The organism is Paramagnetospirillum marisnigri, assembly GCF_001650715.1.
In the GTDB taxonomy this organism is placed as follows: Bacteria; Pseudomonadota; Alphaproteobacteria; order Rhodospirillales; family Magnetospirillaceae; genus Phaeospirillum; species Phaeospirillum marisnigri.
The window spans coordinates 143,989-163,131 of sequence record NZ_LWQT01000055.1 but is presented as its reverse complement, the minus strand read 5'-3'; the positions used below and the strand labels follow the sequence as shown (position 1 = coordinate 163,131).

The following is a 19,143-nucleotide window of genomic DNA, read 5'->3' as shown; positions in this document are numbered from 1 at the left end:
TCAGGGCGCCGCCCTCAACCCCAAGGGATAGCGTTCCAACACGTCGTAGTCGGGTCCGTGGCGGCCCAATCTGCTGCGATAGAGGCAGAACTCCTCGGCCGGAATGACTTCGGGGCCGATCACCGGACATCCGGCCATGAAAGCCTGGATGCGAGGGGGTGGAGTATTCTTCAACCGGGCCAGGGTGACATGGGGCGTGTACCGTTTCGGGTCCGGTTTGACCCCGGCGCGGAGCACCGCCGCATCGACCTTCGCCGCCAGCCGCTCCAGCGCGTCGGACAATTCGACCCCCGCCCACAGGGTGTGGGCGCGGTGGCGGTCGCCAAACAGTCCCAGCCCGCTCAGCACCCAGTCCAAGGGCTCGGCGCGGATGGACGCCAGTTCGTGATGGATGTCCTCGGCCTGGGCCTCGTCCACCTCGCCGATGAAGCGCAGCGTCAGATGCAGGTTGTGGAATTCGACCCAGCGGGCGCCCTCCAGGCCGCCGCCCAGCGCCACCAGCCGGGCGCGGGTGGCCGGGGGCAGTTCCAGGGCCACGAACAGCCGGATCACGGAGCGGCATCCCCCGCCAACACGGTCAGCACCCCGGTGAAGCCGTAAAGGCGGTCGCGGTTGATCTCGCCATTGGCGAAAAAGCCGATCAGGGGGAAGTCACCCAATTCCTCGCGCAGGACCGCCGCCTCGGCGCCCTCCTCACCGAACATATGGATGCCCCGGCCGGTGCATGACACATAGATCCCGGCGCGGATGGAGCGGTTGCCCAGGCGGGCCTTGATATCGGCCAGCATGCGGCGCAGATCGGCCCGGGCCGCGTTGGCGTCGCGGCGCACGAAGATCAGCTCCTCGCCCACCTCGGGCTGGTCGGCCATGGCCAGCCAGCCATTGGTGGGATCGATGCCGATCAGGGTGCGGACCTGATAATCGGGGATGTCGGAGCCCGCCACCGGCAGGGCGACATGGATGTAACCGGCGATGCGGCGCAGGTCGCGGGCCAGCAATTCTCCCACCTCCTCCTTCAGCACCTCCAGGGCCGGGCGCTCGTCGAGCCCCATCAGCACCCCGTCCCAGGCCTCGGTGATGGTGTGGACCGGGCCGATGGGGGTGCAGCCCTGGGTCATGCCGGTCAGCACCGGCACCGAGGGGTCGAGCAGCAGGCCGCTGAGGCGCCCCGCCACCACCTGATCCGCCAGTTGGGCGGGCGGCCCCACCGCCGAGAGCAGGCCTCCAGCCAGGAAACCGGTGGATTCGGCCATCTCGGCGACCGCGTCCAGCAGGCCGGGGTCGCGGGGATCACCATGCACCAGACCATTGGCGGGGGCGTGCTCGGCGGGCCAGGTTCCGGCATCGCCGCCGAAGACATGGAACGTTGCGGGATCGAGATGACCCACCATGACCGCCAATGCGCCGCCGCTGCCGGGAAAGTCGTTGCGGTATTCCTGCCCGTCCACGAACAGGCCGGGGGCGACGCCGCCGACCCAGTGCTCGATATGGGTGATCTCGCGCAGGAAGGTCAGGATGCTGGCGATATCCGACGAAAAGCCCTCATTGGCGTACAAGATGCCCAGATTCGACCGGGCTGGGGCGCCGCCCAGACCGTCCAGGCAGGCCTTGGCCGCCAATCCCCAATGGGAGGCGCGGGAATGGGCGACGGTAAAGGGCTGGTCCGTCATCGGGCACCTCCCTGGGCGGCATGGCGGTCCAGCAACTGGCGGACCGAAGGCAGGATGCGGCGCACGATCTCGTCGACGCCCTGGGCGGACGGGTGCAGGCCATCGGGTAGGGTCAGGCGGGGATTGCCGGTCACGCCGTCGAGGAAGAAGGGATAGAACAGCAGGCCATGCTCGCGGGCCAGGGACGAGAACACCGCCTTGAACTCGGCTTCATAGGCGGGACCGTAATTGGGCGGCGCCAGCATGCCGGTGAACAGCACGCCAATGCGCTCCCGCTCGAAACGCTTGAGGATGGCGTCGAGATTGGCGCGGGTCAGCTTGGGGTCGAGGCCGCGCAACCCGTCATTGGCCCCCAGTTCGAGGATGGCGAGGTCGGGCTTTTCCGCCAGCGCCCAGGTCAACCGGGCCAGTCCGCCCTGGGTGGTGTCGCCGGACACGCCGGCGTTGATCAGCCGCACATCGCGGCCCTCGGCGCGCAGCGCGGCTTCCAGCCGGGCGGGAAAGGCGGATTCGGCGGGCAGGCCGAATCCGGCGGTCAGGGAGTCGCCCAGCGCCAGGATTCGAACCGGCGCCGCCAGGGCCTCGCCCATCAGGGCGTTGACAACCATCACCAATGCCCCATATCGCAGGATCACCCGTGAAAGGAAAGACATGCCGCATCCCCCGCTCGCTGCCCCGCCCCTCGTGGCGCTGGAGGGCATCCATCTCAACTTGGCGAGCTTGGCGGGCGAGGTCAATGTCTTGCGCGGTCTCGACCTCGCCGTGGCGGCGGGCGAGACCCTCGGCGTGGTGGGTCCCTCGGGCTCGGGCAAGTCCACCCTGCTGATGGTGATGGGCGGGCTGGAACGCCCCACATCGGGCCGCGTCCAGGTGGCGGGCCACGATCTCGCCGCCCTGGACGAGGACGACCTGGCCCGGTTCCGCCGCGACCATGTGGGCATCGTCTTCCAGTCCTTTCACCTGATTCCCACCATGACGGCGCTGGAGAACGTGGCGGTGCCGCTGGAACTGGCCGGGCGGGCCGACGCCTTCGCGGCGGCGGCCGAGGAATTGCGCCGGGTCGGCCTCGGCCATCGCCTCGACCACTATCCCGGCCAGTTGTCGGGCGGTGAGCAGCAGCGGGTCGCCCTGGCGCGGGCCTTCGTCATCCGGCCCCGGCTGCTGCTGGCCGACGAGCCCACCGGCAATCTGGACGGCGCCACCGGCCGCGCCGTGATGGATCTGCTGTTCGAGCTGAACCGCGATTTCGGCGCCACCCTGGTTCTGGTCACCCATGACGATACGCTGGCGGCCCGCTGCGGCCGGGTGGTGCGCATCGAGGATGGGCGGGTGGCGGCGTGAGCGCCGCGCCGGTCCTCGCCCTGGCCCTGGGTCTGGCCCGGCGCGAATTGCGCGGCGGGCTGAAGGGCATGCGGGTGCTGGTGGCCTGCCTCGCTTTGGGGGTGGCGGCAATCGCCGCCTCGGGGTCCTTGCGCGCCGCCGTGGACCTGGCCTTGACCACCGATGCCCGCGCCCTGCTGGGCGGCGATCTGGATATACGGCAGTCCCATGCCCCGCCCCAAGGCGACCAGCGCACCGCCCTGCTGGAGTTGGGCCACGTCACCGAGGGCATGGAAATGCGGGTGATGGCCACGGTGGATGGCAATCGCGACCGCGCCCTGGTGGAGCTGAAAGGGGTGGATGCGGCCTATCCCCTGGTGGGAAAGCTGGAACTGGCGGCGTCGCATCCCCTCGATCCGTTTTCCATCCGCGACGGTGTCTGGGGCGCGGTGGCCGAGGCCAATCTGCTGGACCGTCTGGGGCTGGCGGTGGGGCAAAGGCTGCGGGTGGGCGAGATCGAGCTGGAGATTCGCGCCGTCATCGCCAAGGAGCCCGACCGCGTCGCCACCGCCCTGTCCTTTGGTCCCCGGCTGATGGCATCGCGGGAAGCGGTGGAGGCCACCGGCCTGATCCGGCCGGGCAGTCTGGTGCGCTATTCGGTCCGGGTGGCGCTGGAGCCGGGGCGCTCCGCCGCCGAGGCCAAGGCCGAGCTGGGGCGCCGCTTTCCGGATGCCGCCTGGCAGCTGCGCGACATCTCCGACGCCGCCCCCGGGGTCGGCCGTTTTCTCGATACCCTGTCCTCCTTCCTGACCCTGGTAGGGTTGACGGCGCTGCTGGTGGGCGGCATCGGCGTCGCCAACGCGGTCAAGGCCTTCCTCGACGGCAAGATCGCCACCATCGCCATGCTGAAATGCCTGGGGGCGCCGTCCCGTATGATCCTGATCACATATCTGATCCTGGTGGGCAGCCTCGCCCTGGCCGGGATCGTGCTGGGTCTGGCGGTGGGGGCATCGGTGACGCCGTTGGTGCTGGCTCTGGGCGGGGAGTCGCTGCCGCTGCCCGCCAAGGCCGGATTGTTTCCGGTGGCCCTGCTGAACGCCGCCGGATTCGGCCTGCTCTCGGCCCTGGTCTTCACCTTGTGGCCGCTGGCCCGCGCCCGCATGGTGCCCGCCTCCACCCTGTTCCGCCGTCTGGCGGTGCCGGTGGGCGGCTGGCCCGACCGCGCCAGCCTGACGGTGCTGGCCGCCGCCGCCCTGGGTCTGGCCGCGCTGACGGTGCTGGCCTCGGGCAACCGGCCGCTGGCGGCGTGGTTCGTCGCTGCCGCCATCGCCACTTTGGGCTTGTTCCGGCTGCTGGCCTGGGGCCTGTCACGGCTGGCGGCCTTCCTGTCGGAGCGGCACGGCAAGCTGGTGGGGCCGACCTGGAGGTTGGGGCTGGCCAATCTCCACCGGCCGGGCTCGGCGGTGGTGGGGATGGTGCTGTCGCTGGGATTGGGGCTGACGGTGCTGGTCACCATCGCCCTGGTGGAAGGCAATCTGGCCGCCCAGTTCGGCGAGCGCCTGCCCGCGCGGGCGCCATCCTTCTACTTCATCGATGTCCAGCCCGATCAGGTGGCGGGGTTGGAAGAGGCGGCCCGCGGCGCCGATCCGGACTCCGGGATCGAGCATGCCGCCATGGTGCGCGGCCGCATCAGCTCCATTCGCGGCGTGCCGGTGGGTCAGGCCAGCATCGCTCCGGAAACCCAATGGGCGGCACGGGGCGATCGCGGCCTGTCCACCGCCGCCGAACCACCGCCCGGCACGCGGGTGGTGGAAGGAAAATGGTGGCCCGCCACCTATGCCGGTCCGCCGCTGGTCTCGGTGGACGCGGCGGTGGCCAAGGGCTTCGGCCTGCGGGTCGGCGACCGGCTGGGACTGAACGTGCTGGGGCGCGAGATCGAAGTCGAGGTGGCCAATCTGCGCCAGATCGACTGGTCCAGCCTGTCGATGAATTTCGCCTTCCTGCTATCGCCCGGCGCCCTGGACGGCGCGCCCTACACGGTGATCGCCACGGTGCGCGCCGCCCCCGAGCGCGACGGCACGGTGGAAAAGGCCGTCACCGACCGGCTACCCAATGTCACCTCCATCCGGGTCAAGGAGGCGCTGGAAGCGGTACGCGCCATCATCGGCCAGGCCGATCTGGCGGTGCGCCTCGCCGGGCTGGTGACCCTGGCGGCGGGCGGCATGGTGCTGGCCGGGGCGGTGATGGCCGGGCATCGCCGCCGGGTGTGGGAGTCGGTGGTGCTCAAGGTGCTGGGCGCCACCCGGCGCCAGTTGTGGCGGGCCTATCTGGCGGAATTCGCCCTGATCGGCCTAGCTACCGGCCTGGCCGCCGCCGTCACCGGCTCGCTGGCGGCCTGGGCCATCCTGGTTCATGTCATGAAAGCCGACTGGGTGTTCCTGCCCGGGATCACCGCCGCCACCCTGGGCGCCTGCGTCGGCGCCAGCCTGCTGGCCGGATTCGCCGGGACCTGGCGGGCCTTGGGGGCCAAGGCGGCGCCGCTGCTGCGGGGGGAATAGCCCCTTCAAGAAATACGGTAACTTGATTCCCTCCAGGACTTCTCCATATTGGTAGCAGTCTCAACCGTACTCAGTCAGAGGAACGACCATGGCTTTCGGATCAGACCCCAGATACATGAGCGCCGCCCAGGCCGAAGCCGCTCAAATCGATGTGGGCCTGCGGCAGTACATGCTCAGCGTGTACAATTACATGGCCTCCGCCCTGGCCTTGACCGGCATCGTCGCCTGGGTCATCGCCAGCGTCCCGGCGCTTAACGCCGTCGTGGTGCATTCGCCCCTGAAATGGGTGTTCATGCTGGCGCCGCTGGGTTTGGTGTTCTTCATGAGCGCCAAGATCGAGTCCATGCGGGCCTCGACCGCCTCGACCCTGTTCTGGGTCTATGCCGGTCTGATGGGCGCCTCGCTGGCCTCGGTGTTCCTGGTGTTCACCGGCGCCTCGGTGGCCCGGGTGTTCTTCATCACGGCCGCCGCCTTCGCGGGCCTCAGCCTCTACGGCTACACCACCAAGAAGGACCTGTCCGGCATGGGCAGCTTCCTGATCATGGGTGTGTGGGGCCTGTTGATCGCGGGCATCGTCAACATCTTCCTCGCCAGCCCCATGCTGCACTTCGTCATGAGCGCGGCGGGCGTGCTGATCTTCGCGGGCCTGACCGCCTATGACACCCAGAACATCAAGCAGATGTACTGGGAGGGCGACCACTCCGAGGTGGCTCAGAAGAAGGCGATCTTCGGTGCCCTCCAGCTCTACATGGACTTCATCAACCTGTTCATGTTCCTGCTGCAATTCATGGGCGTGCGCCGCGACGACTAGTTGCTATTCCGGCGAAATTTGGGATGATGGCCCCCGGAGCAATCCGGGGGCCTTTTGCTTGCCCCGGCCAGAGCCGCGCAGGGGTAAGTGCATGGGAACGCTGACATCCGGACCGCTTTCCGATCTGGCCCGTTCCATGGCCGAAGGCTTCGGCCTGAGGCACTTTGTCGAGACCGGAACCTTCCTTGGACATTCGTCGGAATGGGCGGCGGATGTGTTCGAGCGGGTCACCACGGTTGAATCCAACGAGGACTACCACGCCCAGGCCCGCGCCCGGCTGGCCGGGCGCGACAATGTTACGCTGATCCACGATGATTCGGTACTGGCGCTGCAAGATGTGGTGCCGACCCTGGACGGCCCCGCCCTGTTCTGGCTGGATGCCCATGCGGGTGGCGGCTGGTTCGGTGGCGCCGATTATTGCCCGCTGCTGGGCGAGTTGGAGGCCATCGCCCAATCGCCGTTCCAGCATGTCATCCTGATCGACGATGCGCGGGCCTTCCTGGCGCCGCCGCCGCCGCCCTACAAGGCGGATTGCTGGCCGGGCCTGTCCGAGGTGATCCTGGCGGTCAATGCCCGCTTTCGTTATGACGTGACCTGCCTGTGCGACGCCTTGATCTGCACTCCGCCATCGGTGCGGCCGCTGGTGGTCGCCTTCTCGGCGCTGGTCCGCCCCGCCATCGATAGCCAGACCGGGCTGCCGGTGGCCTGAGAAAGCGGTTACAGCGTGTCGCGCAACAACTGCATGGCCTGGTTCAGCTGGCTCATGCGCTGGTGGTCGCCGTGGTTGCTGTCGGGATGGTGGATGGTGGCCAGCATGCGGAATTTGGCGCGAAGGGTGCGGGCGTCGGGAAAATCTCCCGGCGCGAAGCCCAGAACATACAAGGCCTCGGCCCGGGTCTGCACGCCATCGGGCAGCGGCTCGAAGGCCAGCACGCTGATGATGGCCTTCAGGCGGTCGATTTCCTCGCTGATGGCCTGAAGCTTCTGGTGCTGCTCGCGCACGCCCCGGCGGCGCTCCACCTTGGGGAAGGCCTCCTCCTCGCGGGGTGGCGGCGACGGCCGCCGGTCCTCGGCGGCGGGTTCGGGTGGCGGCGCCGCCTTGGGGTCTTCCAGGCGGACCCGGATGGCGCCTTGCTCCATGGCCAGGGCGAGGCCGAGGGCGCGGCGGACATGGTCGATCTGATAGCCGGGCGCCATGCGCACCTGCAGGCGAGGCTTGCGGCGCCAGGGCCGCCCCTGGGCCGGGCCGGATTTCAGGATGACCGTCTCGCGGTCTTCGGGCGGCGGCTCGCCGGGATCGGGGCAGGTGGCCAGGGCCTCGGGCGAGACCACCAGCAGCACCGAGCGGGCGATGTCGCCCACATTGACCTTGCGCCGCGCCGCCAGTTGCTCGACGGCGTCACGGAAGGCGCTGGAGCAGGGAACGGTATAGGAATGCTTGATGGTGGCGGTGACGACGGAGTCGGCTTGGTCTCTCATGAACGCATCGCAAGATTGGCGGTGATCTGATCCCCGCCCCGACTATGCCCGAGCGCCAATTCCAGTCAACTGCCAATGTTGGCTGTTCAGAAAAAACATGAAGCTACACAGGCCATCATATTGAAATATTGTCTCTTTCAGATATGAGCCATCAGGGTGTCCAGCGGCTGAAGATCCAGCTTGCGGCCTTCCGCCAGCAATTGGCGCATGCCATCGGCGGGCAGCGGCCTGCTGAAGAAATAGCCCTGGATCTGGTCGGCGCCGAGGCCGCGCAGGAAGTCCAGATGCTCCTGGTTCTCGACACCCTCGGCCACCACCTTCAGCTTCAGCGCCTTGGCCATGGCGACGATGGCGTCGACAATGGCGGCGTCATTGGGATCGGTGGTGATGTCCATGACGAAGGAGCGGTCGATCTTCAGCTTCTGAATGGGAAAGCGCTTGAGCACCGACAGCGAGGAATAGCCGGTGCCGAAATCGTCGATGGCGCAGCCGATCCCCATTTCCTTGAGCTGCTGCACCACGGCGATGGCATTGTCGGCGTCGCGCATGGCCGAGCTTTCCGTCAGCTCCAGTTCCAGCCAGCGGCGGTCGAGACCGGAGGTGGCCAGCACCCGCTCGCAGGCCGACAGCAGCCGCCGGGCATATTGGAACTGGCGCCCCGAGACATTGACCGCTACCGGAATGGCGGGCAGGCCCTGGTCCTGCCACTCCTTGTTCTGATGGGCGCAGACATCGAGCATGAATTCGCAGACGGCGTCGATCAGGCCGGATTCCTCGGCCACCGGAATGAAGTCGGCGGGCGAGACCATGCCCAGCTCCGGGCTCTGCCAGCGCACCAGCGCCTCCATGCCGATCACCGCGCCGGTGGACAGGTCGACCTGGGGCTGGTAATGGGCCGACAGCTCGGCGTTCTCCACCGCGCGGCGCAGCCGGTTCTGCAGCGACAAGGTCTTGGCCGCCCTTGTGCTCATCTCCTTGTTGAACATCTGCAGCGTGGCGGGACCTTGGGATTTGGCCCGCTGGAAGGCGGCGTCGGCGTTCTTGATCAGGGTCTCGGCGTCCTCGCCGTCGCGGGGGAAGGCCGACACGCCCATGGCGGCGGAGATGTCGAATTCCTGGCCGTCCACGGTCACCGTGGCCTGGGAACCGTGATGCAGCCGGTCCAGCGCCTCGGTCATGTCGCGCTTGGAGGCGAGCCCGGTCAGCAGCAGCAGGAAGCGGTCGCCCGACGCCCGGGCCATCACGTCGCCGGACCCGATGGCGGCGCGCACCACGTCGGCGGCGGCCATCAGCACCTGATCCCCGACGCTGTGGCCCATGGTGGCATTGATGATGCCGAGCCGGTCGATGCCCAGGCTGACCACCGCCATCAGGCCCGCCTGGGCGCGGGCTTCCTCGGCGGCGGCGGCGAATCGCTCCAGGAAGGCGGTGCGGTTGGGCAGGCGGGTCATGGGGTCGTGGAAGGCGAGGAAGGCGAGGCGTTGCTCGGCCAGCTTGCGGTCGGTGACATCCAGCAAGACACCGTCCCAGACCACGATCCCATCGGGACGCTGGGTCGGGCGCGACTGGCCGCGCAGCCAGCGCCGCCGTCCGCCCATGCCAGTACCCGCCACAGACATTTCCTCGTCGAACGGCTCCATGGTGCGGGCCGAGCGGCCCAGGGCGGTCAGGAAGGCCTGGTGTTCGTCGTCGCCCAGCAGGGACAGGAACAGGTCCGGGTCGCGGGTCAACTCTTCCGGCTCCAGGCCGAGAATGGCGCGGCACCCCTCGCTGACATAGGTAAAGGACAGGACCCCATCGGGGCTCAGGCTGCGCTGGAACACCATGCCCGGCATATTGGCGGCGATGGCGCCCAGGCGCTGCTGGGTTTCCCGCAATGCGGCCTCGGTCCTGCGCCTGCGGGTGATGTCACGGCCGATGCCCACGAACAGGCGCTGGCCTTCCAGCCGGACCTCGCTGGTGGAGAGTTCCAGGTCGAAGGTGGTGCCGTCCTGGCGCAAGCCGGTCAGTTCGCGCGGACCGCCCCCCACCACGGTGGCAGACGAGGTCTCGGGGGCGTCCAGCAGCTCGGCATGGCGCAGCTCGGGCGGCAGCAGGATGGAGAAGGGCTGCCCCACCATCTCGGCGGCGGTGCGACCGAACAGCCGCTGGGCGGCGGCGTTGACGGTGTCGATGGAACCCTGGGAATCCAGGATCAGGATGGAATCATCGGCATGGTCCATCAGCATGTCGAGCCGCAGTTCGGCGCGGCGCCCCTCGGTGACGTCCACCACCGCCCCATCCCAGGTCACCCCGCCGTCCCCGGTGCGACGCGGATTGGACGCGCCCCGCAGCCAGCGTACCTCGCCGGTGGCGGTGATGGCGCGGAATTCCTCGCGGCACGAGGTCAGGGTCTTGGCCGAGCGGAGGATTTCCGCCAGATGGCCGTCGCGGTCGGCCCAATGGATCACCTGCAGGCAACCCTTGGCATTGACCGCCATGGCGGTGGCGGGAAAGCCCAGCAAATCCTGGACGCTGTCGCTGATCCAGGGATAGGCGATGGCGCCGTCGGCGGCCCTGGTCCGCTGGAAGATGAAGCCGGGCAATCCCAGGGTCAGGCCATGCAGCCGGGCTTCCGCCTCGGCCAGACGCGGCAAGGCCTCTTCCGGGGCGCAGGGAACGCCCGGGGGCACACCGAATCCCACCTCTCCCGCCACGTCATCGGCGGCGGTGGTGGACCCGGCTGGAGATCTGTTGTTGCTCACCCTCTCCCCTCCCGGATGGTTCCGGGTGCCAAAAACGCTGTATCGGGATGGTATCGGGATCGGCGGGATCAGGCAACCCGTACCACCACGGCCAATGGCAGGAATTGGATATACCGGCCGCTCGAACACGAGGGGCTGGAATATCGGGCAAATTGTCTTACATTCGCCGCACTGGCCGATGGAGCGCTTCCGTCGCCGCTCATCACGGGGGTTCCCATGGAATGGCTCGCCGATCCGGACATCTGGCTCAGTCTCGCGACCTTGGCCGTGCTGGAAATCGTCCTTGGCGTCGACAATCTGGTCTATCTCGCCATCGTTTCCAACCGCTTGCCCGAACCGATGCGCCCCATGGGACGGCGCCTGGGGCTGGTGTTCGCCCTGGTGACCCGCATTGCCCTGCTGGGCTCCATCAGTTGGGTCGCGGGTCTGGTGGAGCCGGTCTTCGTCATCTGGGACCATCCGGTCAGTTGGCGCGACATCATCATGATCGGCGGTGGCGTCTTCCTGGTGGCCAAGGCCACCCATGAAATTCACGGCAGCCTGGAGGGCGAGGAAGACGCCGCCGCCGCGGCACCTCCGACCGGTGAAACCGCCTCCTCCCCGGCGGTGGCCGCCGCGGCGACCGCCGGCATGGGCGCGGTGGTGGTCCAGATCGCGGTGCTCGACATCGTGTTCTCGCTGGATTCGGTGATCACCGCGGTGGGCATGGCCAATAACCTGTGGGTGATGGTGGCGGCGGTGGTCCTGGCCTCGGTGGTCATGGTGGTGGCGGCCAATCCCTTGTCCGAACTGATCGAGAACCATCCCACCATCAAGATGCTGGCCCTGTCCTTCCTGATGCTGGTGGGCATGGCGTTGGTGGCGGAAGGGACGGGCGTCCATGTGCCCAAGGGCTATCTCTACTTCGCCATGGGCTTCTCGCTCGGCATCGAGGTCCTCAATCTGATGGCGCGTCGCCGCAAGCGCGCGCCGGTCAAACTGCGCACCCCGGTTCCCTGAATCTGGCGGGAGGGTGCTATTCCCCTTCCGGCAGTGGGGTTGAGCCCCTGCCGGGGCTGTGGTATCGCTTCCGCCGGATTTCCGCGCGGGCGGTTAAGAAATAAGGATATTGGAGAGCGGCATGGCCTACGTCGTCACCGAGAACTGCATCAAGTGCAAGTACCAGGATTGCGTCGAAGTTTGTCCGGTGGACTGCTTCTACGAGGGCGAGAACTTCCTGGTGATCAATCCCGACGAATGCATCGATTGCGGCGTCTGCGAGCCCGAATGCCCGGCCGAAGCCATTTTCCCCGATTCCGATCCCAAGGCCGCCGACTGGAGCGAGGTCAATCGTCAGTATGCTGGCGAGTGGCCCAACATCACCCGTAAGGGTGACGCTCCCGCCGATGCCGACGACTGGAAGGGCAAGCCCGGCAAGAAGGACCTGCTGTCCTCCAAGGCTGGCCGCTAAAATCCCAAAGCCCCGGCCCGCCTGGGATTCCGGCGGGTCGGGATTTTCTCTGTTCTTCACAGAGGCTGTTGTGCTATAAGGGCAACTCCGTCGAACTGTGTCGACGGACAGCTTGTCGGCAAAAGCCATCGGGGCGGAAATTCGCCCACCAAGTCAAGCAGACGTACCGCCGCCAGCCCGGGGAACCCGTGGCGGGTCGGAGTGTTGCGTTCCTTTTGGAACGCGGAAGGCAACGCCGTTGCCCCTTAGGTGCTCTTTCGTAGGGAACTCGAAAAGATGACGATCGTTTCATTCTCCCAGGGCGATTATGTGGTCTATCCCACCCACGGAGTCGGTCAGGTGGTTGCCGTCGAGACCCAGGAAATCGGCGGCATGAAGCTGCAGTTGTTCGTCATCACCTTTGACCGTGACCGCATGACGCTCCGCGTTCCGGTCACCAAGGCCCAGAAGTCGGGCCTGCGCAAGCTGTCGCCCCGCTCGGTCATGGATACCGCGCTGTCCACCCTCAAGGGTCGCGCCAAGGTCAAGCGCACCATGTGGAGCCGCCGTGCCCAGGAATACGAGGCCAAGATCAATTCCGGTGATCCCGTGTCCATCGCCGAGGTGGTCCGCGATCTGCACCGCAACGCCAACCAGCCCGACCAGTCCTATTCCGAGCGCCAGATCTACGAGGCGGCGCTGGAACGTCTGGCCTCTGAACTGGCGGCGGTGGAGCGCATCGACACCCAGGCGGCGACTGAAAAGTTGCAGGGTCTGCTGGAAGCGGCGTGATCATCCTTTATTGACGTTGTCGGCGACGACTGCGACCATGTCCGCCCGGCGGGAAAACCGAGCAGTGCCATGAACGCGGAAGCCGAACGGTCGGCCACGACCCAATCTGACCCCAACGTCTTCGCCACCTTGCGTGGCGGCGGGCGCATCTGGGCGATCGCCGCCATCCGTGGCGAACACGCAAGGCTGCGCTCGCTGCATGCCCGACTGGCGGTCGAGTGCAAGCCCGGCGACCAGATCGTCTATCTCGGCGACTATCTCGGCTACGGCCGGGCGGTGATCGAGACCGTGGACGAACTGCTGACCTTTCGCCGCCGCTTCATCGCCCGGCCTGGGGTCGAGCTGGACGACATCGTTTACTTACGCGGCGCCCAGGAAGAGATGTGGCAGAAGCTGCTGCAGCTTCAGTTCGCGCCCAATCCGGCCGAGGTGCTGCGCTGGATGGTGGATCACGGCATCGCCACCACCATCACCGCCTATGGCGGCGGCATGGACGAGGTCCAGACCTGCATCAAGGACGGCATCCTGGCGCTGACCCGCTGGACCAGCCAATTGCGCCAGAACATGCGGGCCTATGACGGGCACACCACCTTGATGAGCGTGCTCAAGCACGCCGCCTTCACCGACGACAACCTGTTGCTGTTCACCCATGCCGGGCTCGACCCGACGCGGCCGCTATCGGCCCAGGTGGATGCCTTCTGGTGGGGGTCCAGCGGTTTCGCCGATCTGGCCGAACCCTATTCCGGCTTCAAGCTGGTGGTGCGCGGTTCCGACCGCCTGCATCGCGGCGTGGTGCTGGGACCCCATATCGCCACCCTGGATTCCGGATCGGGCATGGGCGGCAGCCTGACCGCCGCCTGCTTCGGTTCCGACGGCAATATCCTGCAACTGCTGGAAGCTTAAGGCCATGACCATGCTCCGTTTCGCCGTCGCCTGCGCCGCGACGATGCTGCTTGCCGCCCCTGCCCTGGCCCAGGGCGGGCTGATGGATCTGGGCAAGGGTGCCATGATGGAGCAGGTGCAACGTCGGCTGGGCGGCGAAGCCCCCCCGGCGGCCAGCGGCGGGCTGGGCTCATCCCTGTCCACCGGCGAGATCGGCTCGGGGCTGAAGGAGGCGCTGCGCCTCGCCGCCGACAAGGTCACCGGCCAGTTGGGGCGGCCCGATGGCTTCAACGCCGATCCCAAGGTACACATCCCCCTGCCCGACAAGCTGGAAACCCTGCGCAAGGGCCTGGCCCTGGCGGGGCAGTCTGGGCTGGTGGACGATCTGGAGCTCAGGCTCAACCGCGCCGCCGAGGCCGCGACGCCCCAGGCCAAGCAGATTTTCTTCGATGCCGTCTCCAAGATGACCCTGGACGATGCGCGGGCCATCCTGAACGGCCCCAGCGACGCCGCCACCCAGTATTTCAAGCGCACCATGACCCCCGATCTCAAGACCGCCATGCGGCCGGTGGTGGACCAGACCGTGTCCCAGTCGGGGGCGGTGCAGTCCTATCAGGGCGTGGTCGGCGCCGCCAAGGGCCTGCCCATGGTCGGCAACATCGCGCAATCGGGGCCCGGCATGCTGACGGATCATGTGCTGGAACGGGCGCTGGGCGGCATTTTCAGCTATCTCGGCCAGGAAGAGGCCGACATCCGCGCCAACCCGGCCAAGCGCTCCACCGACCTGCTGAAGAAGGTGTTCGGCGGCTGAAATCCGGGCCTTCGCCCTGGTGACAGCGCTCCCGTTCCGGGCTAGTATCCCGGCCGTGGCAGCCGTCCCGGCTTCGCCCGACGGACTATGGCCATGGTGACCAGCCTACCCAATCTGCTGACCCTGTCGCGCATCGTCGTGATTCCGCTGGTGGTCGGCCTGTTCTATGTGGACGGCGACGCCGCCCGCTGGGCGGCTTGCGTGCTGTTCGTCATCGCCGCCATCACCGACTGGTTCGATGGCTATGTGGCGCGTTCGCGCAATCTGGTCTCCACCTTCGGCCGCTTCCTCGACCCCATCGCCGACAAGCTGCTGGTGGCCGCCGTGCTGTTCATGCTGGTCGCCTTCGACCGGGTCAGCACCGTGTCCTTCCTGCCCGCCCTGGTGATCGTGCTGCGCGAGATCCTGGTGTCGGGCCTCAGGGAATTCCTGGCCGAGGTCCGGGTCGGCATGCCAGTCTCGAAGCTGGCCAAATGGAAGACCGGCATCCAGATGGTGGCCATTCCGGTGCTGCTGGTGGGCGACGCCGCCACCTTCATGCCCACCCGCGTCATCGGCGAGGTCGGGCTGTGGATCGCCGCCATCCTGACAATGGTCACCGGCTGGGACTATCTGCGCTCGGGATGGGGGCATATCGTCGCCAATCCCGTGGCCAAGGACTGAGGCCATGGCGGTGTTTGGCGTTTGCGGCCGATCCGGCAGCGGCAAGACCACGCTGCTGACCCGGCTGATCCCCTGGTTGAAGGCCCGGGGGCTCACCATCTCCACCGTCAAGCAGGCGCAGGAGGCCTTCGACGTGGACAAGCCCGGCAAGGATTCGTACCAGCACCGCGAGGCGGGCGCCCGCGAGGTGATGATCGCCTCGGCCCGGCGCTGGGCCCTGATGCACGAATACCGCGACCAGGCCGAGTTTTCCATGGAGGAGCTGCTGGCCCGCATGAGCCCGGTGGATCTGGTGCTGGTGGAAGGCTTCCGCCGCTGGCCGCATCCGCGCCTGGAAGTGTGGCGGGCGGAGTGCGGCAAGCCGCCCTTCTATCCCGAGGACCCGCTGATCAGCGCGGTGGCCAGCGACGCCCCGGTGCCGGGCTGTCCGCTGCCGCTTCTGGATTTGGGCGATGTCGCCGCCATCGGCGCCCATATCCTGGACAGGATCGGGCGATGAGCGGCCGCTTCGACATGGACGATTCGCTGATCACCGTGGCCGAGGCCCTGGCCCGGCTGGAGTCTCGCCTGTCACCGGCCGTGGCGGTGGAAAGCGTCCCCCTGCCCGGCGCCCTGTCGCGCATCCTGGCCGAGGACGTGGTGTCCGGCGTCGATGTGCCGCCCCACGACAATTCCGCCATGGACGGCTGGGCCTTTCGCCATGCCGACCTGACCGCCGATGGCCGCCTGCCGGTGGTGGGCCGGGTGGCCGCCGGTCATCCCTTGGATGGTCCCCTGCCCTCGGGCGGCGCCGTGCGCATCTTCACCGGTGCCCCCATGCCCGAGGGCGCCGATACGGTGGCCATGCAGGAGGACTGCCGCGAGGACGGCGGCGCCGTGGTGCTGCCCACCCGGCTGAAGGCGGGCGATAATGCCCGCGCCGCGGGCGAGGACGTGGCCAAGGGCGCGGTGGTGCTGCATGCCGGCACCCGGCTGCGGCCGCAGGAACTGGGCATGGCGGCGGCGGTGGGCCTGACCGAACTGCTGGTCTATCGCCCCTTGCGGGCCGCGGTGTTCTCCACCGGCGACGAGATCCGCGAGCCCGGGACCGAGCTTGCGCCCGGCTGCATCTTCGACACCAACCGCTTCACCGCCGGGGGTTTGCTGACCAGCCTGGGCGCCGAGGTTACCGATCTCGGTATCCTGCCCGACCGGCGCGACGTCATCGCCGCCGCCCTGGCCGAGGCCGCCCGCACCCATGACCTGATCCTGACCTCGGGCGGGGTGTCGGTGGGCGACGAGGATCATGTGAAGCCCGCCGTGATGAGCCAGGGCTCGCTGCATTTCTGGCGCCTCGCCATCAAGCCCGGCCGACCCGTCGCCCTGGGCGAGGTTCTGGGGACCCCCTTTATCGGCCTGCCCGGCAATCCGGTGGCGGTGATGGTGACCTTCATGCTGGTGGCGCGGCCCATGGTGCTGCGGCTGATGGGGGCCAGCCAGACCGGCCTCGCCCGTTTCCCGGTGGAAGCCGGGTTCTCGTTCAAGCACAAGCCGGGGCGGCGGGAATATCTGCGCGCCCGCCTCGCCCATGCCGACGGGCGGCTGGTGGCGGCCAAGTTCCCCTCGGACGGGTCGGGGGTGCTGACCTCCATGACCTGGTCGGACGGGCTGGTGGACATCGCCGAGGACCGGGGCGACATCGCGCCCGGCGACACCGTCGACTTCATCCCCTATGCCGAGGTGCTGCGATGAAGGTGCTGTATTTCGCCTGGCTGAAGGCCAAGACCGGCATCGGCGAGGAAGACATCGTGCCGCCCGCCGACGCCCGGACGGTGGGCGCGCTGGTGGATTACCTCAAGACCCGCTCGCCCGGTCATGCTAGCGCCTTCGAGACCCTGTCGGTGGTGCGTGTCGCCGTCAACCAGGATTACGCCGGGCTGGATACGCCGGTGAAGCCGGGCGACGAGATCGCCTTCTTCCCGCCCGTGACGGGGGGCTGAGATGGCGGTCCGCGTCCAGCGCGAGGATTTCGATCCCGGCGCCGAGCTGGACCGCTTCTCGGCGGGCAAGACCAGTGTCGGCGGCGTTTGCCTGTTCGTGGGGCTGGTGCGCGACTATGCCGGTCACGACCCGGCCAGCGGCGCCGAGGTCCGCGCCATGACCCTGGAACACTATCCCGGCATGACCGAGCGCCAGTTGGAGTCCATCGAGGCCGAGGCGCGGAGGCGCTGGCCGCTGGAAGACACCCTGATCATCCATCGCCATGGACGGTTGGAGCCGGGAGAGCGCATCGTGCTGGTGGCGGCCAGTTCGGCCCATCGCGACGCCGCCTTCGAGGCCTGCCGCTTCCTGATCGACTGGCTGAAGACCAAGGCGCCGTTCTGGAAGGTCGAGCACACGCCCGAGGGCGATGCCTGGGTCGAGGCGAAAGACAGCGACGACGAGGCCGCCAAGCGCTGGCAGCCCTGAGAAGCCGGGGGGGGACGCATGAAAAGCATCGGGGTAGTGGGCGGCGGCGCCTGGGGAACCGCGCTGGCGCTGACGGCGCGCCGGGCCGGGCGCGATGTGGTTCTGTGGGCGCGCGAGGCGTCGGTGGTGGAACAGGTCAACGCCGCCCATGTCAATTCCGACTTCCTGCCCGGGGTCGAGCTCGACCCCGCCATCCGCGCCACCGCCAACATGGCCGAGGTGGCGGAGTGCGACGCCGTGCTGCTGGTCTCGCCCGCCCAGCATCTGCGCGCCGCCTGCCGTGCCCTGGCGCCCCATTGGCGGTCGGGCGTGCCCGCCGTCATCTGCGCCAAGGGCATCGAGCTCGCCACCTGCGCCCTGATGCAGGACGCCCTAGCCGCTGAACTGCCCACCGCCGTCGTGGCGGTGCTGTCGGGCCCCACCTTCGCCATCGAGGTGGCGCGCGGCCTGCCCACCGCCATCACCCTGGCCTGCGCCGATGCCGAGTTGGGTCGCAAGCTGGTCGAGGCCCTGGGCACGCCCAGCTTCCGCCCCTACTGGTCCGACGATCTGGTGGGCTCGCAAGTGGGCGGCGCCGTCAAGAACGTGCTGGCCATCGCCTGCGGCATCGTCGAGGGACGGGGGCTGGGCGACAATGCCCGGGCGGCGCTGATCACCCGGGGGCTGGCGGAACTGACCCGTCTCGCCATGGCCAAGGGCGGCCGCCCCGAGACCCTGATGGGCCTGTCGGGCCTGGGCGACCTGATCCTGACCGCCTCCTCGACCCAGTCACGCAACTATTCCCTCGGCTTCGCCCTGGGACAGGGCCGCGCCCTGGCCGATATCCTGGGCGAGCGCCGCTCGGTCACCGAGGGCGTCACCACCGCGGGCGCGGTGATGGACATGTCGGCCCGCCTGGGCGTCGACATGCCCATTTGCGCCGGGGTCGACGCGGTGATCAACAAAGGCGTCAGCCTGGACGACGCCATCCGCGCCCTGTTGTCGCGCCCCTTCCGCAGCGAGGGACTCTAGCCATGATCAAGCGCCTGAGCGTTATCACCGTCTGCCTGCTGGCCACGGCCTGCGCCGAGAATACCGAGGGCCAGATCTTCGGCACCGTGGCCGGGGCGGGCACGGGGGCCGCCATCGGCCGCGCCGCCGCCATCGGATCGCGCGCTCCCCTGGGCTTTACCGGGGTGGGCGCGGCGGCGGGGGCGGTGCTGGGCTATGCCATCGGCGATTATGTCGATCCCCAGGCCCAGCGTCTGTGGTCGGGGGCGACGGTGGAAGCGGCCGAGACCGGCCGGGCGGTCCGCTGGGAAAGCCACGGCCATCGTGGTTCGGTCACTGCCCTGGGCGAGTCCTGGACCGATGCCGGGGCGCGGGTCTGTCGGAATCTGCGCCAGGAGGCCAGCCGCTTGCGCGAGGCGGACACGCCCTATATGCGCCAGGTGGTGGCCTGTCGGAACGCCGAAGGGAGCTGGGAAGTGGCGGAACCGGCCAAGGACGACGAGATCTGAAGTAAAAGTCCTTGGTCCTCAACGGCTTGGCTTGACG

At 68.2% G+C, this 19,143-nt stretch carries 21 protein-coding genes; 16 read left to right on the top strand and 5 right to left on the bottom strand.

Translation table 11 applies throughout. From position 1 onward, the window contains the following. From thpR to A6A04_RS10655, 3 genes are read right to left on the bottom strand one after another with little or no spacing between them, the layout of a single operon-like run. Positions 1-552, bottom strand: a complete 552-nt coding sequence (gene thpR, locus A6A04_RS10665) for an RNA 2',3'-cyclic phosphodiesterase (RefSeq protein ID WP_068492643.1) — start codon at positions 550-552, stop codon at positions 1-3. Beyond that, positions 549-1,670: an FIST signal transduction protein gene (locus A6A04_RS10660; protein WP_068492641.1), complete on the bottom strand. Its 1,122-nt coding sequence runs from the start codon at positions 1,668-1,670 to the stop codon at positions 549-551. Before A6A04_RS10660 ends, thpR begins: the two co-directional genes overlap by 4 nt. Beyond that, positions 1,667-2,323 carry an arylesterase gene (locus A6A04_RS10655; protein WP_068492639.1) on the bottom strand — a complete coding sequence of 219 codons (657 nt, stop codon included), beginning with the start codon at positions 2,321-2,323 and terminating at the stop codon, positions 1,667-1,669. Before A6A04_RS10655 ends, A6A04_RS10660 begins: the two co-directional genes overlap by 4 nt. Between A6A04_RS10655 and A6A04_RS10650 the strand changes: the two genes are divergently transcribed. From A6A04_RS10650 to A6A04_RS10635, 4 genes are all read left to right on the top strand, one after another. Further along, positions 2,322-3,011: an ABC transporter ATP-binding protein gene (locus tag A6A04_RS10650; protein WP_068492637.1), complete on the top strand. Its 690-nt coding sequence runs from the start codon at positions 2,322-2,324 to the stop codon at positions 3,009-3,011. The two genes, A6A04_RS10655 and A6A04_RS10650, sit on opposite strands and share 2 nt — an antisense overlap. After that, positions 3,008-5,548 carry an ABC transporter permease gene (locus tag A6A04_RS10645; protein WP_245651162.1) on the top strand — a complete coding sequence of 847 codons (2,541 nt, stop codon included), beginning with the start codon at positions 3,008-3,010 and terminating at the stop codon, positions 5,546-5,548. The genes A6A04_RS10650 and A6A04_RS10645 overlap by 4 nt, the downstream gene beginning before the upstream one ends. Positions 5,549-5,636: 88 nt before the next feature. After that, the gene (locus tag A6A04_RS10640; protein ID WP_068492633.1) at positions 5,637-6,359 is read left to right on the top strand and encodes a Bax inhibitor-1/YccA family protein; all 723 of its coding nucleotides are present in this window, start codon (positions 5,637-5,639) and stop codon (positions 6,357-6,359) included. Between the two features lie 91 nt (positions 6,360-6,450). Next, complete coding sequence (locus A6A04_RS10635) at positions 6,451-7,068, top strand: O-methyltransferase (protein ID WP_068492631.1); 618 nt, start codon at positions 6,451-6,453, stop codon at positions 7,066-7,068. 8 nt (positions 7,069-7,076) lie between these two features. Here A6A04_RS10635 and A6A04_RS10630 read toward each other — a convergent pair whose 3' ends face one another. Together A6A04_RS10630 and A6A04_RS10625 are read right to left on the bottom strand one after the other, a co-directional pair. Then, positions 7,077-7,838 (bottom strand): J domain-containing protein, encoded by a 762-nt coding sequence (locus A6A04_RS10630; RefSeq protein ID WP_068492629.1) that lies wholly within the window; start codon positions 7,836-7,838, stop codon positions 7,077-7,079. Between the two features lie 137 nt (positions 7,839-7,975). Then, positions 7,976-10,582 (bottom strand): sensor domain-containing protein, encoded by a 2,607-nt coding sequence (locus A6A04_RS10625; RefSeq protein ID WP_245651161.1) that lies wholly within the window; start codon positions 10,580-10,582, stop codon positions 7,976-7,978. Positions 10,583-10,798: 216 nt separating this feature from the next. Between A6A04_RS10625 and A6A04_RS10620 the strand changes: the two genes are divergently transcribed. The 12 genes from A6A04_RS10620 (at position 10,799) to A6A04_RS10565 (ending at position 19,106) form a co-directional block, all read left to right on the top strand. Next, complete coding sequence (locus A6A04_RS10620) at positions 10,799-11,581, top strand: TerC family protein (protein ID WP_068492627.1); 783 nt, start codon at positions 10,799-10,801, stop codon at positions 11,579-11,581. Positions 11,582-11,702: 121 nt separating this feature from the next. Next, positions 11,703-12,032, top strand: a complete 330-nt coding sequence (gene fdxA, locus A6A04_RS10615) for a ferredoxin FdxA (protein WP_068492625.1) — start codon at positions 11,703-11,705, stop codon at positions 12,030-12,032. A 276-nt stretch (positions 12,033-12,308) separates the two neighbouring features. Next, entirely contained in the window at positions 12,309-12,803 is a 495-nt protein-coding gene (locus A6A04_RS10610) for a CarD family transcriptional regulator (RefSeq protein ID WP_068492622.1), read from the top strand. A gap of 69 nt (positions 12,804-12,872) precedes the next feature. Then, positions 12,873-13,706 (top strand): hypothetical protein, encoded by an 834-nt coding sequence (locus A6A04_RS10605; RefSeq protein ID WP_068492621.1) that lies wholly within the window; start codon positions 12,873-12,875, stop codon positions 13,704-13,706. Between the two features lie 4 nt (positions 13,707-13,710). Next, positions 13,711-14,496, top strand: coding sequence for a DUF4197 domain-containing protein (locus tag A6A04_RS10600; protein ID WP_068492619.1), 786 nt, complete (start codon positions 13,711-13,713; stop codon positions 14,494-14,496). Between the two features lie 93 nt (positions 14,497-14,589). Further along, positions 14,590-15,159 (top strand): CDP-diacylglycerol--glycerol-3-phosphate 3-phosphatidyltransferase, encoded by a 570-nt coding sequence (pgsA, locus tag A6A04_RS10595; RefSeq protein ID WP_068492891.1) that lies wholly within the window; start codon positions 14,590-14,592, stop codon positions 15,157-15,159. Between the two features lie 4 nt (positions 15,160-15,163). Beyond that, positions 15,164-15,658, top strand: a complete 495-nt coding sequence (gene mobB / locus A6A04_RS10590) for a molybdopterin-guanine dinucleotide biosynthesis protein B (RefSeq protein WP_068492617.1) — start codon at positions 15,164-15,166, stop codon at positions 15,656-15,658. After that, positions 15,655-16,890 (top strand): molybdopterin molybdotransferase MoeA, encoded by a 1,236-nt coding sequence (moeA, locus tag A6A04_RS10585; RefSeq protein ID WP_068492615.1) that lies wholly within the window; start codon positions 15,655-15,657, stop codon positions 16,888-16,890. The genes mobB and moeA overlap by 4 nt, the downstream gene beginning before the upstream one ends. Next, on the top strand, positions 16,887-17,138 hold the full coding sequence (gene moaD / locus A6A04_RS10580) for a molybdopterin converting factor subunit 1 (protein ID WP_068492613.1): 252 nt from the start codon (positions 16,887-16,889) through the stop codon (positions 17,136-17,138). Before moeA ends, moaD begins: the two co-directional genes overlap by 4 nt. Position 17,139: 1 nt before the next feature. Continuing rightward, the gene (locus A6A04_RS10575; RefSeq protein ID WP_068492611.1) at positions 17,140-17,607 is read left to right on the top strand and encodes a molybdenum cofactor biosynthesis protein MoaE; all 468 of its coding nucleotides are present in this window, start codon (positions 17,140-17,142) and stop codon (positions 17,605-17,607) included. Between the two features lie 18 nt (positions 17,608-17,625). Next, a complete protein-coding gene (locus A6A04_RS10570) occupies positions 17,626-18,618 on the top strand; it encodes an NAD(P)H-dependent glycerol-3-phosphate dehydrogenase (RefSeq protein ID WP_068492609.1) in 993 nt (330 codons plus the stop codon). 2 nt (positions 18,619-18,620) lie between these two features. Then, positions 18,621-19,106, top strand: a complete 486-nt coding sequence (locus A6A04_RS10565; protein WP_245651160.1) for a glycine zipper domain-containing protein — start codon at positions 18,621-18,623, stop codon at positions 19,104-19,106. Positions 19,107-19,143 lie beyond the last annotated feature (37 nt).